The organism is Pseudomonas sp. AL03, assembly GCF_029960815.1.
Taxonomy (GTDB): Bacteria; Pseudomonadota; Gammaproteobacteria; order Pseudomonadales; family Pseudomonadaceae; genus Aquipseudomonas.
Genome location: NZ_JASBRE010000052.1, coordinates 1 through 15,037 on the forward strand (window position 1 = coordinate 1; position 15,037 = coordinate 15,037).

Genomic DNA, 15,037 nt, shown 5'->3' on the forward strand with positions numbered 1-15,037 from the left:
CTTTTTAGCGAAAAACATCTCGCGAAAGCTTGACCGTGAACAGAGTATCTACAGGGTTTCGTGTCGTACGCCAATTATGTGAACGACATAAACCTTGTAGGAGCGAGGCTTGCCCGCGAAAGCGTCCTCAAGAACGGCGCATTCCAAAAGCCATATCGTTATTCGCTAACGGTATTTAAATTTCAGTTCTTATATCTATAAAGTCATCCTCCTGCGTACCTGCCGACCAATCGGCGCGCCGCACGACACGAACCAACACGGGACCTCCGTGAGTTTCTTGATCGACGCGCGCGCCCTTGAGCGTGCCGTGCGTGGGAGTGATTTATGTCTGCAGCAACGGCTTCCCCAAGCGCCGCGAACATCGCCGCAAACCTTCGACATCCGCCCGTTCAGTGGCGCCGTCGGTGCCGAAATCATCGGCCTCGACCTGTCCCGCCCGATCAATGATCCGGACTTCGCCCGCATCCACCGCGCGCACCTGGATCATCACGTCGTGGTGTTCCGCGACCAACGCATTACCCCCGAGCAGCACATCGCCTTCAGCCGCCGTTTCGGCGTGTTGCAGATCCATGTGCTCAAGCAATTCCTGCTGGCCGGGCATCCGGAAATTCTCATCGTTTCCAACATCATCGAAAACGGCCAATCCATCGGCCTCGGTGACGCCGGCAAGTTCTGGCATTCCGACCTTTCCTATAAAGAGCTGCCAAGCCTGGGCTCGATGCTGCACGCCCAAGAGCTGCCGTCCGAAGGCGGCGACACGCTCTTCGCCGATATGCACAAAGCCTGGGACAACCTGCCCGAAGCGCTGCGCAAAGCCGTCGAAGGCCGATCGGCGGCGCACGCTTACACCGCGCGCTACAGCGAGAGCAAATTCGAAGGCAACTGGCGCCCGACGCTGACACCGGAACAGCTGGCGCAGGTCGCTGAAGTGGTCCACCCGATTGCTCAACGTCGTGCGCGATCAGAACTTGATCGAGAAGTACGGCAAGCAGGAAGGCATCGACATCAAGGTCGACTGGACCCAGCTCTCCAGCGGTGCCGCTGTCAACGATGCGCTGCTCTCCGGTTCCATCGACTTTGCCGGTGCCGGCGTCGGTCCGCTGCTGACCATCTGGGACCGCACCCACGGCAAGCAGAACGTCAAAGCCGTGGCTTCCCTCGGCAACTTCCCTTACTACCTGGTGAGCAACAATCCCAAGGTCAAAACCATCGCCGATTTCACCGAGAAGGACCGCATCGCGGTGCCGGCGGTCGGCGTGTCGGTGCAGTCGCGCATCCTGCAATACGCGGCCGCCAAGCAGTGGGGCGACAAGGAATTCAATCGCCTCGACAAGTACACCGTCGCCGTTCCGCACCCCGACGCCACGGCGGCTTTGATTGCCGGCGGCACCGAGTTGACCGGACACTTTTCCAACCCGCCGTACCAGGATCAAGAGCTGGAAAACCCTAACGTCCACGTTGTGCTGAATTCCAATGACGTACTCGGCCCGAACTCGCCGACGGTGCTGTTCGCCACCGAGAAATTCCGCGACGAAAACCCGAAAACCTATAAAGCGTCTGTCCAAGCACTGACGGAAGCCGCCGAGTTTGCTCAGAACGATAAGGGCGCGGCGGCTGACCGCCAAACCGCTGCAAGGGAGCTGACCGAGATGAACGCCCCTTTGCAAGGCCACACGGTCAGCAAACCGATCGCGGCAGCCCAAGCGCTCCTGTCGGTCGACAACGTCAGCCTCGAATACCGCACGCCTCAGCGGGTGGTTCGGGCTGCCGTGTGAGGGCGAGATTCATCTTCAGGGGCAAACCGTTAATGCCCCGGGGCCGGACCGGATCGTGGTGTTCCAGGAATTCGACCAGTTGCCGCCGTGGAAAACCGTCAAACAGAACGTGATGTTTCCGCTGCTGGCGTCCAGGACGCTCAAGCGCAAAGAGGCCGAGGAGCGAGCGCTGCACCATCTGGACAAGGTCGGTCTGGCGGCGTTTGCCGATGCTTATCCGCATACTCTGTCTGGAGGAATGAAGGCGCGTATAGCGATCGCCCGGGCGTTGGCGATGCAGCCGAAAATCCTCTTGATGGACGAACCCTTCGCCGCCCTCGATGCGCTGACCCGCCGCAAGATGCAGGAAGAATTGCTGCTAAGCGTGCCGCTGGAACGTGAGCTGCCACTGGGTCAGCGCCTCTGGCAACAGGGCTGGGTGCGCAAAAGCCTGATCCTGATTTTGCTCGCGGTCCTGTGGGAAGTGGTTGCCCGTGTTCAGCACAACGACCTGTTGCTGCCAAGTTTTCTGCAAACCGGCAGCGCGCTGTATGACGGTCTGCTCAGTGGCGAGTTGCTGGGCAAGGTGTGGATTTCGCTGGTGGTGTTGCTCAAGGGCTACCTGATCGGCATCGTGCTGGCATTGGCCCTGACCACCCTGGCGGTGTCGACGCAGTTCGGTCGCGACCTGCTGAGTACGTTGACCTCGATGTTCAATCCGCTGCCGGCGATTGCGCTGTTGCCGCTGGCGCTGTTGTGGTTCGGCCTGGGGCAGAACAGCCTGATTTTCGTGTTGGTGCATTCGGTGCTTTGGGCATTGGCGTTGAACACCTATGCCGGGTTTCTCAGTGTTTCGGAAACCCTGCGCATGGCCGGGCGCAATTACGGTTTGAAAGGCATGCGTTTCGTACTGTTCATCCTGATCCCGGCAGCGTTGCCATCGATTCTCGCCGGACTGAAAATCGGCTGAGCCTTTGCCTGGCGCACGCTGATCGCCGCCGAACTGGTGTTCGGCGCCACCAGCGGCAAGGGTGGTTTGGGCTGGTACATCTTCCAGAACCGTAATGAGCTGTACACCGACAAAGTGTTTGCCGGGTTGGCGGTCGTGATCCTGATCGGCTTGCTGGTGGAAAATCTGGTGTTCGACACCTTGGAGCGGGTGACGGTGAAGCGTTGGGGGATGCAACGCTAAGTGCTGCGGCGTCTGGTCAGACCCCATCGTCGTATCGCCGCCCGGAGCAAGCTCGTTCCGGGCGGCGATACGACAATGGCGGCGGTCAATTCACCACAAATCTCCCCGGCTAAACCTTGACCCGAGCCTGCATGATCTCTGACTCCTCCCAATGATCCAGCGCTCGCTCTACGAGCAACTGCACGCCATCGGCCATGCGGCTGAGCGCCAGGGCTACCGAGCGCCGTGTCCCGTCCACATCGTCCGCCAGATTGGCAGCGATGGCGCTGATGGACAGCAGGTCTTCGGAGGCGTTGGCCAGAAGGGTTTCGGTGTTGACATCGGGGGCGACGGTGAAGAGGTTGCCTTTGCGGTGTTTGGGCGGTTTTTCGGTGGTCGGGGGGAAGTAGTGGGCGAAGGCGCGGTCGGCGGCTTCTTTGAGTTTTTCGGCTTCGAGAGAATCTTCGGAATCGGTTCCAGAGTTCTCTGGAGGATTCGGCGTTGGTTTGAACATGGTCTGACCTCATTTTTTAATAAAGGCGCTGACCCGGTTCGCTTGCACGCGAAGTTAGGGTGGCAGCTATGTGCGGGGTGCAAGACCGAGTAAACCGCCAGACCAAAAAACCTCGGCAGACCCGAAGGTCTCCCGCACATAGCCGCCATAAAGCGAATACAGCGAGCACAAAGTGCCCGACGAATGCCTACGCGAAATTGGTCAACGTTTTACCCGGACTTGCACGTCCGTGTCACCGTTTATTCAGTGACAAAGCCAGACTAGACCTGGGTTCGAACCGGAACAAGTTCACCAACACCACTACAACTTGAAGGAAATCTCCGACGGGATTACCGGACGTTGGTGTCTGTGGTGAAGGTCACTCTTTGGACGACAAATCCGCCATCCCCTTGAGCAACTCGATCGGCAGCGGAAAGACGATCGTCGACGTCTTGTCCCCGGCAATCGAACTCAACGTCTGCATATACCGCAACTGCATGGCCCCAGGCTGGCGCCCGAGCATTTCAGCGGCCTGCATGAGTTTTTCCGAGGCCTGCAATTCACCTTCGGCGTGGATCACCTTGGCCCGACGTTCCCGCTCGGCTTCGGCCTGTCTGGCGATGGCGCGGACCATTGATTCGTTGAGGTCCACATGCTTGATCTCGACGTTGGCGACCTTGATGCCCCAGGCATCGGTCTGGGCATCGAGCACTTGCTGAATGTCGGTGTTCAACCGCTCACGCTCGGCGAGCAGTTCATCGAGCTCATGTTTACCGAGCACCGCCCGCAAGGTGGTTTGGGCCAATTGGCTGGTGGCCATGAGAAAGTCTTCGACCTGGATGATGGCCTTCTGCGGATCGAGGACGCGGAAATACAGCACCGCGTTGACCTTGACCGAGACGTTGTCGCGGGTGATCACGTCTTGTGGCGGCACGTCGAGGACCACGGTGCGCAAGTCGACGCGAACCATTTGCTGCACCACCGGAATCAGCAGGATCAGGCCAGGGCCTTTGACCTGCCAGAAGCGCCCGAGCTGGAAGACTACCCCGCGCTCGTATTCGCGCAGGATGCGGAAGGTCGACCCCGCCAGTGCAATCACCAGTAACAGCAGCGCGGCAAAACCCAGTTGCAGGCCCATGGTTATTCTCCACCCGGCGCCGCGTCAGCCGCGGCCACTTCCAGCAATAATCCCTTGCGTGCCACCACCCGAACCCTTTGCCCGGGTTGCAGCGGCGTGGCGCTGAGTACTTGCCACTTTTCTCCTTGCAGGTGCACCCAACCGTTGTAGGCGTTGCCGGCCAGCGACATCACCGGGGCCACGCTACCCACCAGTCCTGCATCGCCACTGACGTTTTCGCGCGGTCGGGTTTTCAGAGCGTGGATCAGCAGGAAGATCAGCAACAGCGCACTGATCAGTCCCATGCCGATTATCAACGGAACAGGGACCTCGGTGTTGGTCAGAATCACCGCACCGATCACGAACATCACAATGCCGCCCAGACCGATCACGCCGTAATTGGGCAAGGCCGCCTCGGCGATCAGAAACGCGATGCCGAACGTGATCAGCCAGATCCCGATGGGGTTGGGCACCAGCAGGACGACGGTGTCCGCTGCGAATACCGATCCGCTCAAAGCCAACAGCAGCGCAACTGCACAACACCGAGTGTTCACGTGACCCTCCGGGAGAGTCATTGATGGTTCTTTATACAGTCTAGTCGAGCTCTAGGTTGTACGAATTTTGATCAGTTGTTGACGTTGTTCCGGCGGGCAGATTTCCCGCGAGATTGCGCCAGCGGGCCTAGACTTTTAGTGGAGAGAAAAAGTTTAACCATCGTCCGCGAACAGTGGTTGCGGACACCGAGGTGCATCATGCGTATGGCAAGAACTGTGCAGGACAGTCTGAACAAGGCTCAATGCGAATTTGACGTCGTCACCCATCCGCACTCGGCCAGCAGCCTTGAAACGGCGCGGGTCGCGGGCATTCCTGCCGAACGGGTGGCCAAATCGGTGATCCTCGACGACCACCACGGCCATTATCTAATGGCCGTGCTGCCGGCGAGCCGTCACCTGGACCTGAGTAAAGTACGCGGCAGCGGCGAATGGCAGATCACCCGGGAAAGCACCCTGGCGCATTTGTTCCAGGACTGCGAACGCGGCGCGGTGCCGGCGTTGGGCGAATCCTATGGCATGGACATGGTCATCGACCCACTGCTGACCCGGCAAAAAGACATCTACCTGGAGGCTGGTAACCACAACAACCTGGTGCACATGAGCATGCCGGAATTCCTGAAAATGGTGCCGCATGCTGAGGTGTGTGAATTGAGTCAATGAGTTTTGTAGCGTCAGTTACACCGCTATCGCGGGCAAGCCACGCTCCCACAGGGTTCTCGCAGTTCCTGTGGGAGCGTGGCTTGCCCGCGATTGACTGCAAAGCAGTCACCAATCACTTGCCATAAAAAAGGAGCCCGACATGGAATCCCCAACCCACAGCCTCCCATCCCTATTCAAACAACTCGGCCTGCCCGATGATGCCCAAAGCATCGACCAATTCATCGCCACCCATTCACCGCTCAAACCTGAATTGCATTTGGCTGATGCGTTTTTCTGGACTAAGAGTCAGGCGGCATTTTTGCGGGACGAGATTCTGGATGACGCGGATTGGGCGGAGGTGGTGGATCAGTTGGATGTGCTGTTGAGGAAGGGGCGTGGGGTGTAAAAAAATCTGAGAGAAAATGGCGAAATGTAAAAAAAACTGGTGAGTGGTAAAAAAATCTGGGGGGAAATCCAATTTTAGGGTTTTTTCCAGGTTGCTCATAAAGCATGAATAGACCAGAATCATGACCTGAATTGAGGTCTTAATTATGCAAAATGTTCTGGCCGACATGGCTGTCAGTGTGTCTGAGTTGAAGAAAAATCCATCAGCGGTCTTGAATGGCTCCCATGGTGGGGCCGTCGCAGTGCTGAATCACAATCGAGTTATGGGCTACATGGTCCCGGCCGATGTTTTCGAGTCCATGATGGAACGCCTCGATGATCTTGAATTGGCAGAAATTGTTCGCTCTCGCAAGCATGAAACACCGGTCCCGGTAAATCTGGATGACCTATAAGTAAGCTCGAATTCCTGCCGTCCGCACACAAGGAGTGGGACAAACTGGGTCATACATTGCGAGAGCAATTCAAAAAGAAACTGGCAGAGCGACTCGAGCTCCCTCGAGTGCCATCAGATTCACTGCATGGAATGCCTGATTGCTACAAAATAAAGTTGCGCTCATCGGGGTACAGGTTGGTGTACGAAGTTATTGATGAACGTGTAGTCGTTTCGGTGGTGGCAGTGGGTAGGCGTGAACGCAGCGCTGTTTACGACCGAGCCAAGAAACGTTAATAGCTTTCCGATCTTTCTATTCCGCCGCCTGCGCCCGCCTGGCGGCAAATTCTGTTTCGATCTCTTCATTGCTGAAGTATTGGCCTTGACGCTGTGATAGCCGTGCCGCGTCCACTTTCCTTTGCAGGAAACCGCGGTATTGTTTTGAGTCTGCAGAATCCAAGGTGTTTTCAGATTCTGATGCAGGAGGTTTAGTCACTGGTTAAGTCTCGGTCCGGTCGCAAAGCGTTACGCAGTTTCGAATGCTACGGCGATTCCTGCCGAAGCTAGTCATGGGTCATGCCCACCAATTTGTTTCAAAACTTGACCAAATTTCCCCTCCAATGTCATATTGATAGTTAGCAAACTAACAGTGTGTGTTTCCCCTCGTGCCGAAGAACCTCGACGCTCTCCAGATGACCATCAGCAGCTCCATGGTGGTGGCCGCCAGGCATTGGCGGAAGATCTGCCAGACCACGCTGGTCAACTATGGAATCTCCGAAGCCTGCGCCGTCCCGTTGTTGATGATCGGGCGCTTGGGCGAGGGTGTGCGGCAGGTGACGGTGGCGCAGGCGGCCGGGATGGAGAGCCCGTCCCTGGTGCGCCTGCTGGATCAACTCTGTCATGCCGGCTACGTCTGCCGCACCGAAGACGCCCATGACCGGCGCGCCAAATGCCTGAGCCTGACCGAGACGGGCCGGGAGTTGGTGCAAGCCGTCGAAATCGAGCTGGTGCGCCTGCGCCATGAAGTGCTCGAAGGGATTGATCAGAGTGATCTGGAAGCGGCGTTGCGGGTACTGAGAGCGTTTGAATCGGCCAATCATCTGCCGGTGATCACCCCTTGAACGGATTTTTTACCGGCATGCCCCCGGCGCGGGACTGGTTCTACGGTGTACGGACGTTCGCGGCATCGATGATTGCGCTGTACATCGCCATGCTCATGCAAATGCCCCGTCCTTATTGGGCGATGGCTACGGTCTACATCGTTTCCAGTCCGTTTGTCGGCCCTACCAGTTCCAAGGCGTTGTACCGCGCGGTCGGCACCTTTCTCGGCGCCGCTGCGGCGGTTTTTTTCGTGCCGCTGTTTGTCCAGAGTCCCTATGTGCTGGTGGTGGTCATTGCGCTGTGGACCGGGATTCTGCTGTTTCTGTCGCTGCACCTGCGCACCGCCAACAGTTACGCCCTGATGCTCGCCGGTTACACCTTACCGCTGATCGCCCTGCCCGTAGTGGATAACCCGTTGGCGGTGTGGGACGTGGCCGAAGCGCGGACTGAAGAAATCTTCCTCGGCATCGCCGTGGCGGCGGTGGTCGGCGCCATGTTCTGGCCCCGCCGGCTGGCGCCAGTGTTCAATGATTCAGTGAACAAATGGTTCGTCGATGCCTCGACCTACAGCCTGCGTTTCCTCAGCCGCAACGTGCAGCCGGACGAAGTCAGCGCGTTGCGCTCCTCGATGGTTGCGACCTTCAACACGCTGGAATTGATGATCGGTCAGTTGCCCCACGAAGGCGCGCGCCCGCAAACGGTGCGCAACACTAAGGAACTGCGCGGTCGCATGATTCACCTGCTGCCAGTGATCGACGCCCTGGACGACGCGCTTTATGCCCTTGAGCGGCGCACGCCCGAGCTTGTGGATAAATTCGCGCCGTTGCTGGCCGCGACCACCGAATGGCTCGGCCACAAAGACGCCGACCTGGACCGCTGGCAAACGCTGAAAGACCAGCTCGAGGCCCTGCAACCCAGTGCCGAGGCGCTGAATGATCGCAAGCAATTGCTGTTTTCCAACGCCCTGTATCGCCTCGGCGAGTGGATTGATGTGTGGCAGGACTGTCGCAGCCTGCAATACGCCATCCAGTGCGAAAGCCAGGACAGCTGGCGCGCGGTCTATCGGCACTGGCGGCTCGGTCGGCTGTCGCCGTTTCTCGACCGTGGGCTGATGCTCTATTCGGCGGCGTCCACGGTCACCGCCATCATCGTCGCTTCGGTGCTGTGGATTCTGCTCGGCTGGACCGACGGTGGCGCCGCAGTGATTCTGGCGGCGGTGGCGTGCAGCTTTTTCGCGTCGATGGACGACCCGGCACCGCAGATCTTCCGATTCTTTTTCTGGACGGCGATGTCGGTGTTGTTCGCCAGCCTCTATCTGTTTTTGGTCCCGCCCAACCTGCATGACTTCCCGATGCTGGTGCTGGCGTTTGCCGTGCCGTTCATTTGCATCGGCACCCTGACGGTCAAGCCGCAGTTTTATCTGGGCATGCTGCTGACCCTCGTCAACACCTCGTCCTTCATCAGCATTCAGGGCGCCTACGACGCGGATTTCCTCAGCTTCGCCAACTCCAACCTGGCCGGCCCCGTGGGCTTGTTGTTCGCCTTCGTCTGGACCCTGATCGCCCGGCCGTTCGGCGCCGAACTGGCGGCCAAGCGTCTGACCCGTTTCAGCTGGCGCGACATTCTCAGCCTGACCGAACCGGCCACGTTGTCTGAGCACCGGCACTTGGGCGTGCAGATGCTCGATCGCCTGATGCAGCATCTACCGCGCCTGGCCATGACTGGCCAGGACACCGGCATCGCCCTGCGGGAAGTGCGCGTGGCGCTGAATCTGCTGGATTTGCTCGCCTATACACCGCGAGTCCTCGGCGTACCGCAAGCGCTGCTGCACCAAGTGGTGGCCGAGGTTGGCGGGTATTTCAAAGCCTGCCTCAAGGCTGGCGAACGTTTGCCGGCACCGAGTCCGTTGCTGATGACCCTGGACCGCACCCGTCGCGCCCTCAACACCGAGTGCGATGAGGGCGCCCGCCTGCATTTGCTGCACGCCCTGAGCGGTCTGCGCCTGTCGCTGCTGCCAGGGGTCGAGTTCGTCGGCAACGGCGAACTCGAAGAACCGCTTCCCCATGGCAACGATGGAGCGCCTTTATGATCGGTGATCTGGATATCAGCGGGGTGTTTCTGCCCACGCTGCTGGTGCTGATGGGCATTACGTATGTGTTGTACCTGCTGGTGCACGGGTTGCTGACGCGCCTGCACTTTTACCGTCCGGTCTGGCACCGGGCATTGTTTAACGTGGCTCTCTACGCCGTGCTGCTCGGCGCCGTGGACTCACTCAGTCGATACCTGATGACATGAAAAAACCTTTTTTGACCCTCGGTCGCGTGGTCCTGACCCTGCTGATCGTGACCTTTGCCGTTGTCGTGGTTTGGCGCATGGTGATGTATTACATGTTCGCGCCCTGGACCCGGGATGGTCACATCCGTGCCGACATCGTGCAGATCGCGCCGGACGTGTCCGGGCTGATCCAGCGCGTCGACGTGCGTGACAACCAACCGGTGAAACGTGGCCAGGTGCTGTTCAGCATTGATCAGGACCGTTTCAACCTAGCCCTGCGACAGGCCAAGGCAGCGGCCGCCGACCGTCAGGAAACCCTGGCTCAGGCGCAACGCGAAGCCAAGCGTAACCGTGGCCTCGGCAATCTGGTGCCGGGCGAGCAACTGGAAGAAAGCCAGTCCCGGGTGGCCCGTGCCGAAGTGGCGTTGATGGAAGCTCAGGTGGCCGTGGACAGCGCTCAGCTCAACCTCGACCGCTCGACCATCCGCAGCCCGGTGGATGGCTACGTCAACGACCGGGCACCGCGAACTCAGGAATTTGTCACGGCCGGGCGGCCGGTGTTGTCGGTGGTGGACAGCCATTCGTTCCATATCGACGGTTATTTCGAGGAAACCAAACTGGACGGCATTCATGTCGGCCAGAGCGTCGATATTCGGGTCATCGGCGACCGAGCTCGCCTGCGCGGGCATGTGGAAAGCATCGTCGCCGGCATTGAAGACCGCGACCGCAGCAGCGGCAGTAACCTGCTGCCCAACGTCAACCCGGCGTTCAGTTGGGTGCGGCTGGCACAGCGGATTCCGGTGCGGATCGCTTTCGATGACGTGCCGACGGATTTCCGCATGATCGCCGGGCGTACCGCCACGGTGTCGATCATTGACGATCAAACCCAGGAGCCGGTGAAATGAGCAGGGCCTCGGGTTTGGCTATCGCCGGATTAGGCCTGTTGTTGTCAGCCTGCCAAGTGGTCGGGCCGGACTATCAATTGCCGGACGAGGCCGCCGTACACCGTGAAGACTTGCAGGGCGACTTGGCGGTGAACGGCAAAAATGTCGTCTCGGCACCGGTGCCCAGCGATTGGTGGCGCTTGTATCAGGACCCGCGACTCGATCAATTGGTCCAACAGGCCATGGCCTCCAACACCGATTTGCGCGTGGCGGCGGCGAACCTTTCCCGGGCTCGCGCGCAGGTCGATGAGGCTCAAGCTGCAGGCGGCTGGAGCGGCGGCGTGAAGATCGGCGCCCAGCGTTTGCAGGAGTCCGGCGAAGCATTCTTGCTACCGGAGAAAGTGCCGGTGGCCAACGTCGGCGACATTGGCATTACCACCTCGTATCAGTTCGACCTGTTTGGCACGTTGCAGCGCGGCATCGAGGCGGCCAAGGCCAATGCCGACGCGACGCAAGCCGCGGCGGATACCGCGCGGATTACCCTGGTGGCCGATGTGGTTCGGGCGTATACCCAAGTCTGCGCGGCCAACGAAGAGCAGGTAATTGCCCAGCATTCCCTCGACTTGCAAGCCCAGGGCACCACGCTGATCCAGCGCTTGCGCGACGCCGGGCGTGGCGATGAAACCCAGGTCACCCGCTCACAAACCCAATTCAAATCCTTGCGCGCCGACATGCCGCGTTATGAGGCGGCGCGTCAGGCCGGTTTGTTCCGGTTGTCGATGCTGCTGGCCAAGCCGCTGGATCAACTGCCGGCCGGCACCGACAGCTGCGCCGAACTGCCAAAAATTGCGCAATTGTTGCCGGTGGGTGACGGCGCGACGTTGCTCAAGCGTCGCCCCGATGTGCGGCAGGCCGAGCGACGACTGGCTGCCGCGACCGCCGGCATCGGCATCGCCACCGGCGAGTTGTACCCGGACATCAGCATCGGCGCGACCGTTGGTACCGTCGGTATCCTGGAAAGCCTCGGCAAGCCAGCAACCAATCGCTGGGGCTTCGGGCCGTTGCTGACCTGGACCGTGCCGTCCAACGGCTCCCGCGCACGAATTCGCGAGGCCGAAGCCGCCACCCAAGGCGCGCTGGCACATTTCGATGGCGTGGTGCTCAACGCCATCCGCGAAACCCAGACGGGGCTGGCCCAGTACTCCGCATTGTTGCAACGTCGCGATGCGCTGGCCGATGCCGACCAATCGGCGCAACTGGCGGCAGACCAGACCCACCGCTTCTTCCAGGCCGGTCGCGCATCGTTCCTGGCGGACCTGCAAGCGACCCGCACCTACACCGATGTGCGTGCGCAACTGGCCTCGGCCAACACGCAAGTTGCCATGAGCCAGATCGATTTGTTCCTGGCATTGGGCGGCGGGTGGGAAAGCGGACGAACGCAAGCGTCACAGCCCGGCAAACCCTGAGGCCGTTGCTATGCTTTGACTTGATGAGGTCGCGCGTCGAGCTCATCAATCAAGGCTCGCGTTGGTCATGGGGATTCCAATAATGAAAAACCCTTATGCTCCCGGCTTCTGGTGCGCTATAGCGGCATTGGTGTTGCTGTCGGCCACCTATTTCTACGGCATCATGCTGGCCCACCAGATCGACAAGGCGCTGGTATTCCTCGACAGTGCTTCAGCGCTGATTGCCGTGATGGCAATCGTGGTGGTGGCCTGGGCTTCGCTTCAGGGCCAGCGCATCAAAAAAAGACAGCTCGAACAAGGCAAGACACTGGTGCTGATCTGGGACACCAAGGTCGCGCTGCGCCGTGTCGAAACGGTGTTCGATCGGTATTTCTGGGGCAGTTACTGGCAACCGGGGCGTACGTTCCAGGAAGTCATGGGCGAACTCACCGGCACGCCGCTGGAAAAAAGCCTCGAAACCCTGAAAAAACAATGCCAGGCGCTGGACAAGCAAGTGTCCGAGGACGGCTGGCACTGGCTCAACAACGCCCGTGAACTCTGCGATGTCGCCAACGCCATGGCCCGCGGACGTTATCAACTGGACTTCTGCGACCCGCGCTCGGAATCCCCAAGCGGCACGGCGGTGATCAATCGCGACTTCGAGGTGCTGGTCTATACATGGACCGCACGGCTCAAGAGCTTTGATCATCAGCTGGATGAGATCGAGGTTCAGTATTCCTGAATTGATGTTGCCTGTACTGACGCCTTCGCGGGCAAGTCGGGTCGCCGCATCGCTCGCTCCTACAAGGGCACCACAGTCCCTGTAGGAGCGAGGCTTGCCCGCGAAGGCGATTGCATGACCGCCGAAACTCTCAACCCCTGCGCGCGGTCCATAGACACTCTTTAACCTTTAATCATTGGGTTGCCCGGCGCACCTGATGCTAATCTGCATCCCACTTTTTGCGCAGTCGTGACCGCAACCCGTCATGGGTTCAGGGAAGACGACCACACCTTCAACAACGGACATTGATCGGGTCATTCATGAATAAATCTGCAGGCGTGCTTCTAGGAATTGTGGTCGCCATCGGTGCAATCAGCGCCGGCGGTGCCTGGTACACCGGGACCAAACTCGAAGGTGTGCTGAATACCTCGATCGCCGACGCCAACAAAGAGCTGCAAGCCGCGCTGGTCGGTTCCAACGGCAAAGCGTCGCTGGAACTGGTGTCGCTGGAGCGCAACGTATTCACTAGCACCGCGCACTACCGCCTCAAGGGCCAAGGCGAGATGTTCGGTGAAGCACCGGTGGAGCTGCTGTTTGTCGATCACATCGAACACGGTCCGCTGCCGTTCTCGCGCCTGGTGTCGCTGAAGTGGCTGCCGGTCCTGGCCACCAGTCACTACGAACTGGAAAGAACCCCGACTACCGAGAAGTGGTTCGCCGCTGCCAAGGACAAATCCCCTCTGACGGGCGTGGTCAACATCGGCTACGACAACTCCACCAACGGCACCCTCCAATTGCTGCCGCTGGACGTGGCGCTTGACGACAAATCCAACCTGAAATTTTCCGGGCTGAACCTCGAAGTCGCCGCCAGCGCTCAAGCGCAGAAGGTCAAGGCCAATGGCTACATGGACAGCCTGACGCTAAGCACGGTCGCCGAAGATCAGACGCCGGTGAAGGTCGAACTGAACGGCCTGACCCTGGCCAGCAACCTGAAAAAAAGTACTTACGGTTACTACACCGGCGAGAACACCGTCGAGCTGACCGACAGCAAGACCACCTTCGGCGCCAAGCAGTCGATATTGGGCTTCAAGAAATTTGAAATGAAGAACCAGACCGAGGAATCGGGTACCAGCGCTTCGGGGCGTGCCGATTACAAAGTGGGTGAGGTGAACTTGAACGGCAAGGCTGTCGGGTCTGCGCAAATGGCCATGAGCCTGAAGAACCTCGACATCCCGGCAACAGTGTCGCTGATGCAGATTTACCAGACCAAACTGCAACCGTACGAGAAGGCCGCCGCTGAGGCCGCTGCTGCGGGCGAACCGGCTCCAGAGTTGGTCTTGACCCCGGCCGAAGAGGCGCAAGTCAAAACCGGACTGGAGAAACTGCTGGCTGCCGGCCCGCAGGTCGCCCTGGAGAATCTGTCGTTCAACACCCCCAATGGCGAAAGCCGCGCCAACCTGGTGCTCGACCTGACCAAACCACAATCCATGGACCTGCCGCCAGATCAGCTGACTCAACAACTGATCGCGCTGCTGGACGTTAACGTGCGAGTGTCCAAGCCAATGCTCGTTGACCTGCTGAGCGTGCAATCGCAAATCGACGGTCAGACCGACGCCAAGCTCATCGCCGATCAGGCCACCGCCACCGCCGACATGTTCAGCAGCATGGCGGTCGGCACGCAGTTGGCAAAACTGGAAGGCAACAACATCGTCACCAAACTGCACTACGCCAATAATCAGGTGGAATTCAACGGCCAGAAAATGACCGTCGAAGAGTTTGTCGGGTTCGTCATGGGCAAATTCGGCGGAAGTGTCACCGTCCAGTAAAACCAGGACTTACCCGCCGACGCCCGGCCTCTGCGCAACGCAGATGCCGGGCGTTTTGTTGTCTGGCGTTTGAAGCGGGACAAGGAGCGACGCCCAGTTTTCTGAAGAACGGAAAGCTCTGGCTGTATTCGAAGACCCTTCCTACATAAATCCCTTTTCCCCGTTGTTAACGTGCCCGCCAGTTTCGCGTGCACAGACCATGGACGGTTTGGACGTCGCGCTTTTATATCCTCTCTGCTTAAGGATAAGCGTATGTTCGGGTCGGCCAATACGGCGCACTTCG

General features: G+C 59.3%; 14 protein-coding genes and 4 pseudogenes. 15 read left to right on the top strand and 3 right to left on the bottom strand.

Going from position 1 to position 15,037, the window contains the following annotated elements:
• Positions 1–324: 324 nt before the first annotated feature.
• The 4 pseudogenes from QK293_RS26875 to QK293_RS26890 all read left to right on the top strand — a co-directional run.
• A pseudogene (locus QK293_RS26875) lies at positions 325–943 on the top strand (TauD/TfdA family dioxygenase); the annotation flags it as partial.
• Positions 942–1,619: pseudogene (locus tag QK293_RS26880) on the top strand (ABC transporter substrate-binding protein); the annotation flags it as partial. The pseudogenes QK293_RS26875 and QK293_RS26880, both read left to right, overlap by 2 nt.
• Before the next feature lie 208 nt (positions 1,620–1,827).
• Positions 1,828–2,028: pseudogene (locus QK293_RS26885) on the top strand (ABC transporter ATP-binding protein); the annotation flags it as partial.
• An 87-nt stretch (positions 2,029–2,115) separates the two neighbouring features.
• A pseudogene (locus tag QK293_RS26890) lies at positions 2,116–2,946 on the top strand (ABC transporter permease).
• Between the two features lie 109 nt (positions 2,947–3,055).
• Here QK293_RS26890 and QK293_RS26895 read toward each other — a convergent pair.
• The 3 genes from QK293_RS26895 to QK293_RS26905 form a co-directional block, all read right to left on the bottom strand.
• The gene (locus QK293_RS26895; protein ID WP_282383246.1) at positions 3,056–3,439 is read right to left on the bottom strand and encodes a DUF6124 family protein; all 384 of its coding nucleotides are present in this window, start codon (positions 3,437–3,439) and stop codon (positions 3,056–3,058) included.
• Positions 3,440–3,797: 358 nt separating this feature from the next.
• A complete protein-coding gene (locus tag QK293_RS26900) occupies positions 3,798–4,556 on the bottom strand; it encodes a slipin family protein (RefSeq protein ID WP_282383248.1) in 759 nt (252 codons plus the stop codon).
• A gap of 2 nt (positions 4,557–4,558) precedes the next feature.
• Positions 4,559–5,089 (bottom strand): NfeD family protein, encoded by a 531-nt coding sequence (locus QK293_RS26905; RefSeq protein WP_282383249.1) that lies wholly within the window; start codon positions 5,087–5,089, stop codon positions 4,559–4,561.
• A 198-nt stretch (positions 5,090–5,287) separates the two neighbouring features.
• Here QK293_RS26905 and QK293_RS26910 point away from each other — a divergent pair, with 198 nt between their 5' ends.
• The 11 genes from QK293_RS26910 to QK293_RS26960 all read left to right on the top strand — a co-directional run bounded on the left by QK293_RS26910 (position 5,288) and on the right by QK293_RS26960 (position 14,754).
• Complete coding sequence (locus tag QK293_RS26910) at positions 5,288–5,749, top strand: YbaK/EbsC family protein (protein WP_282383251.1); 462 nt, start codon at positions 5,288–5,290, stop codon at positions 5,747–5,749.
• Between the two features lie 139 nt (positions 5,750–5,888).
• A complete protein-coding gene (locus QK293_RS26915) occupies positions 5,889–6,134 on the top strand; it encodes a DUF2789 domain-containing protein (protein WP_282383253.1) in 246 nt (81 codons plus the stop codon).
• 145 nt (positions 6,135–6,279) lie between these two features.
• Positions 6,280–6,525 carry a type II toxin-antitoxin system Phd/YefM family antitoxin gene (locus tag QK293_RS26920; protein ID WP_282383254.1) on the top strand — a complete coding sequence of 82 codons (246 nt, stop codon included), beginning with the start codon at positions 6,280–6,282 and terminating at the stop codon, positions 6,523–6,525.
• Complete coding sequence (locus tag QK293_RS26925; protein ID WP_282383278.1) at positions 6,522–6,800, top strand: type II toxin-antitoxin system RelE/ParE family toxin; 279 nt, start codon at positions 6,522–6,524, stop codon at positions 6,798–6,800. Before QK293_RS26920 ends, QK293_RS26925 begins: the two co-directional genes overlap by 4 nt.
• Before the next feature lie 395 nt (positions 6,801–7,195).
• Positions 7,196–7,624: a MarR family transcriptional regulator gene (locus QK293_RS26930; RefSeq protein ID WP_282383258.1), complete on the top strand. Its 429-nt coding sequence runs from the start codon at positions 7,196–7,198 to the stop codon at positions 7,622–7,624.
• Entirely contained in the window at positions 7,621–9,693 is a 2,073-nt protein-coding gene (locus QK293_RS26935; protein WP_282383260.1) for an FUSC family protein, read from the top strand. The genes QK293_RS26930 and QK293_RS26935 overlap by 4 nt, the downstream gene beginning before the upstream one ends.
• Positions 9,690–9,899, top strand: coding sequence for a DUF1656 domain-containing protein (locus QK293_RS26940; protein ID WP_282383263.1), 210 nt, complete (start codon positions 9,690–9,692; stop codon positions 9,897–9,899). The genes QK293_RS26935 and QK293_RS26940 overlap by 4 nt, the downstream gene beginning before the upstream one ends.
• A complete protein-coding gene (locus QK293_RS26945) occupies positions 9,896–10,783 on the top strand; it encodes an HlyD family secretion protein (RefSeq protein ID WP_282383267.1) in 888 nt (295 codons plus the stop codon). Before QK293_RS26940 ends, QK293_RS26945 begins: the two co-directional genes overlap by 4 nt.
• Positions 10,780–12,228 carry a TolC family protein gene (locus QK293_RS26950; protein ID WP_282383270.1) on the top strand — a complete coding sequence of 483 codons (1,449 nt, stop codon included), beginning with the start codon at positions 10,780–10,782 and terminating at the stop codon, positions 12,226–12,228. The genes QK293_RS26945 and QK293_RS26950 overlap by 4 nt, the downstream gene beginning before the upstream one ends.
• An 82-nt stretch (positions 12,229–12,310) precedes the next feature.
• A complete protein-coding gene (locus tag QK293_RS26955) occupies positions 12,311–12,949 on the top strand; it encodes an NADH:ubiquinone oxidoreductase subunit N (RefSeq protein WP_282383272.1) in 639 nt (212 codons plus the stop codon).
• Between the two features lie 299 nt (positions 12,950–13,248).
• Positions 13,249–14,754 (top strand): YdgA family protein, encoded by a 1,506-nt coding sequence (locus QK293_RS26960; protein ID WP_282383275.1) that lies wholly within the window; start codon positions 13,249–13,251, stop codon positions 14,752–14,754.
• Positions 14,755–15,037: the final 283 nt, after the last annotated feature.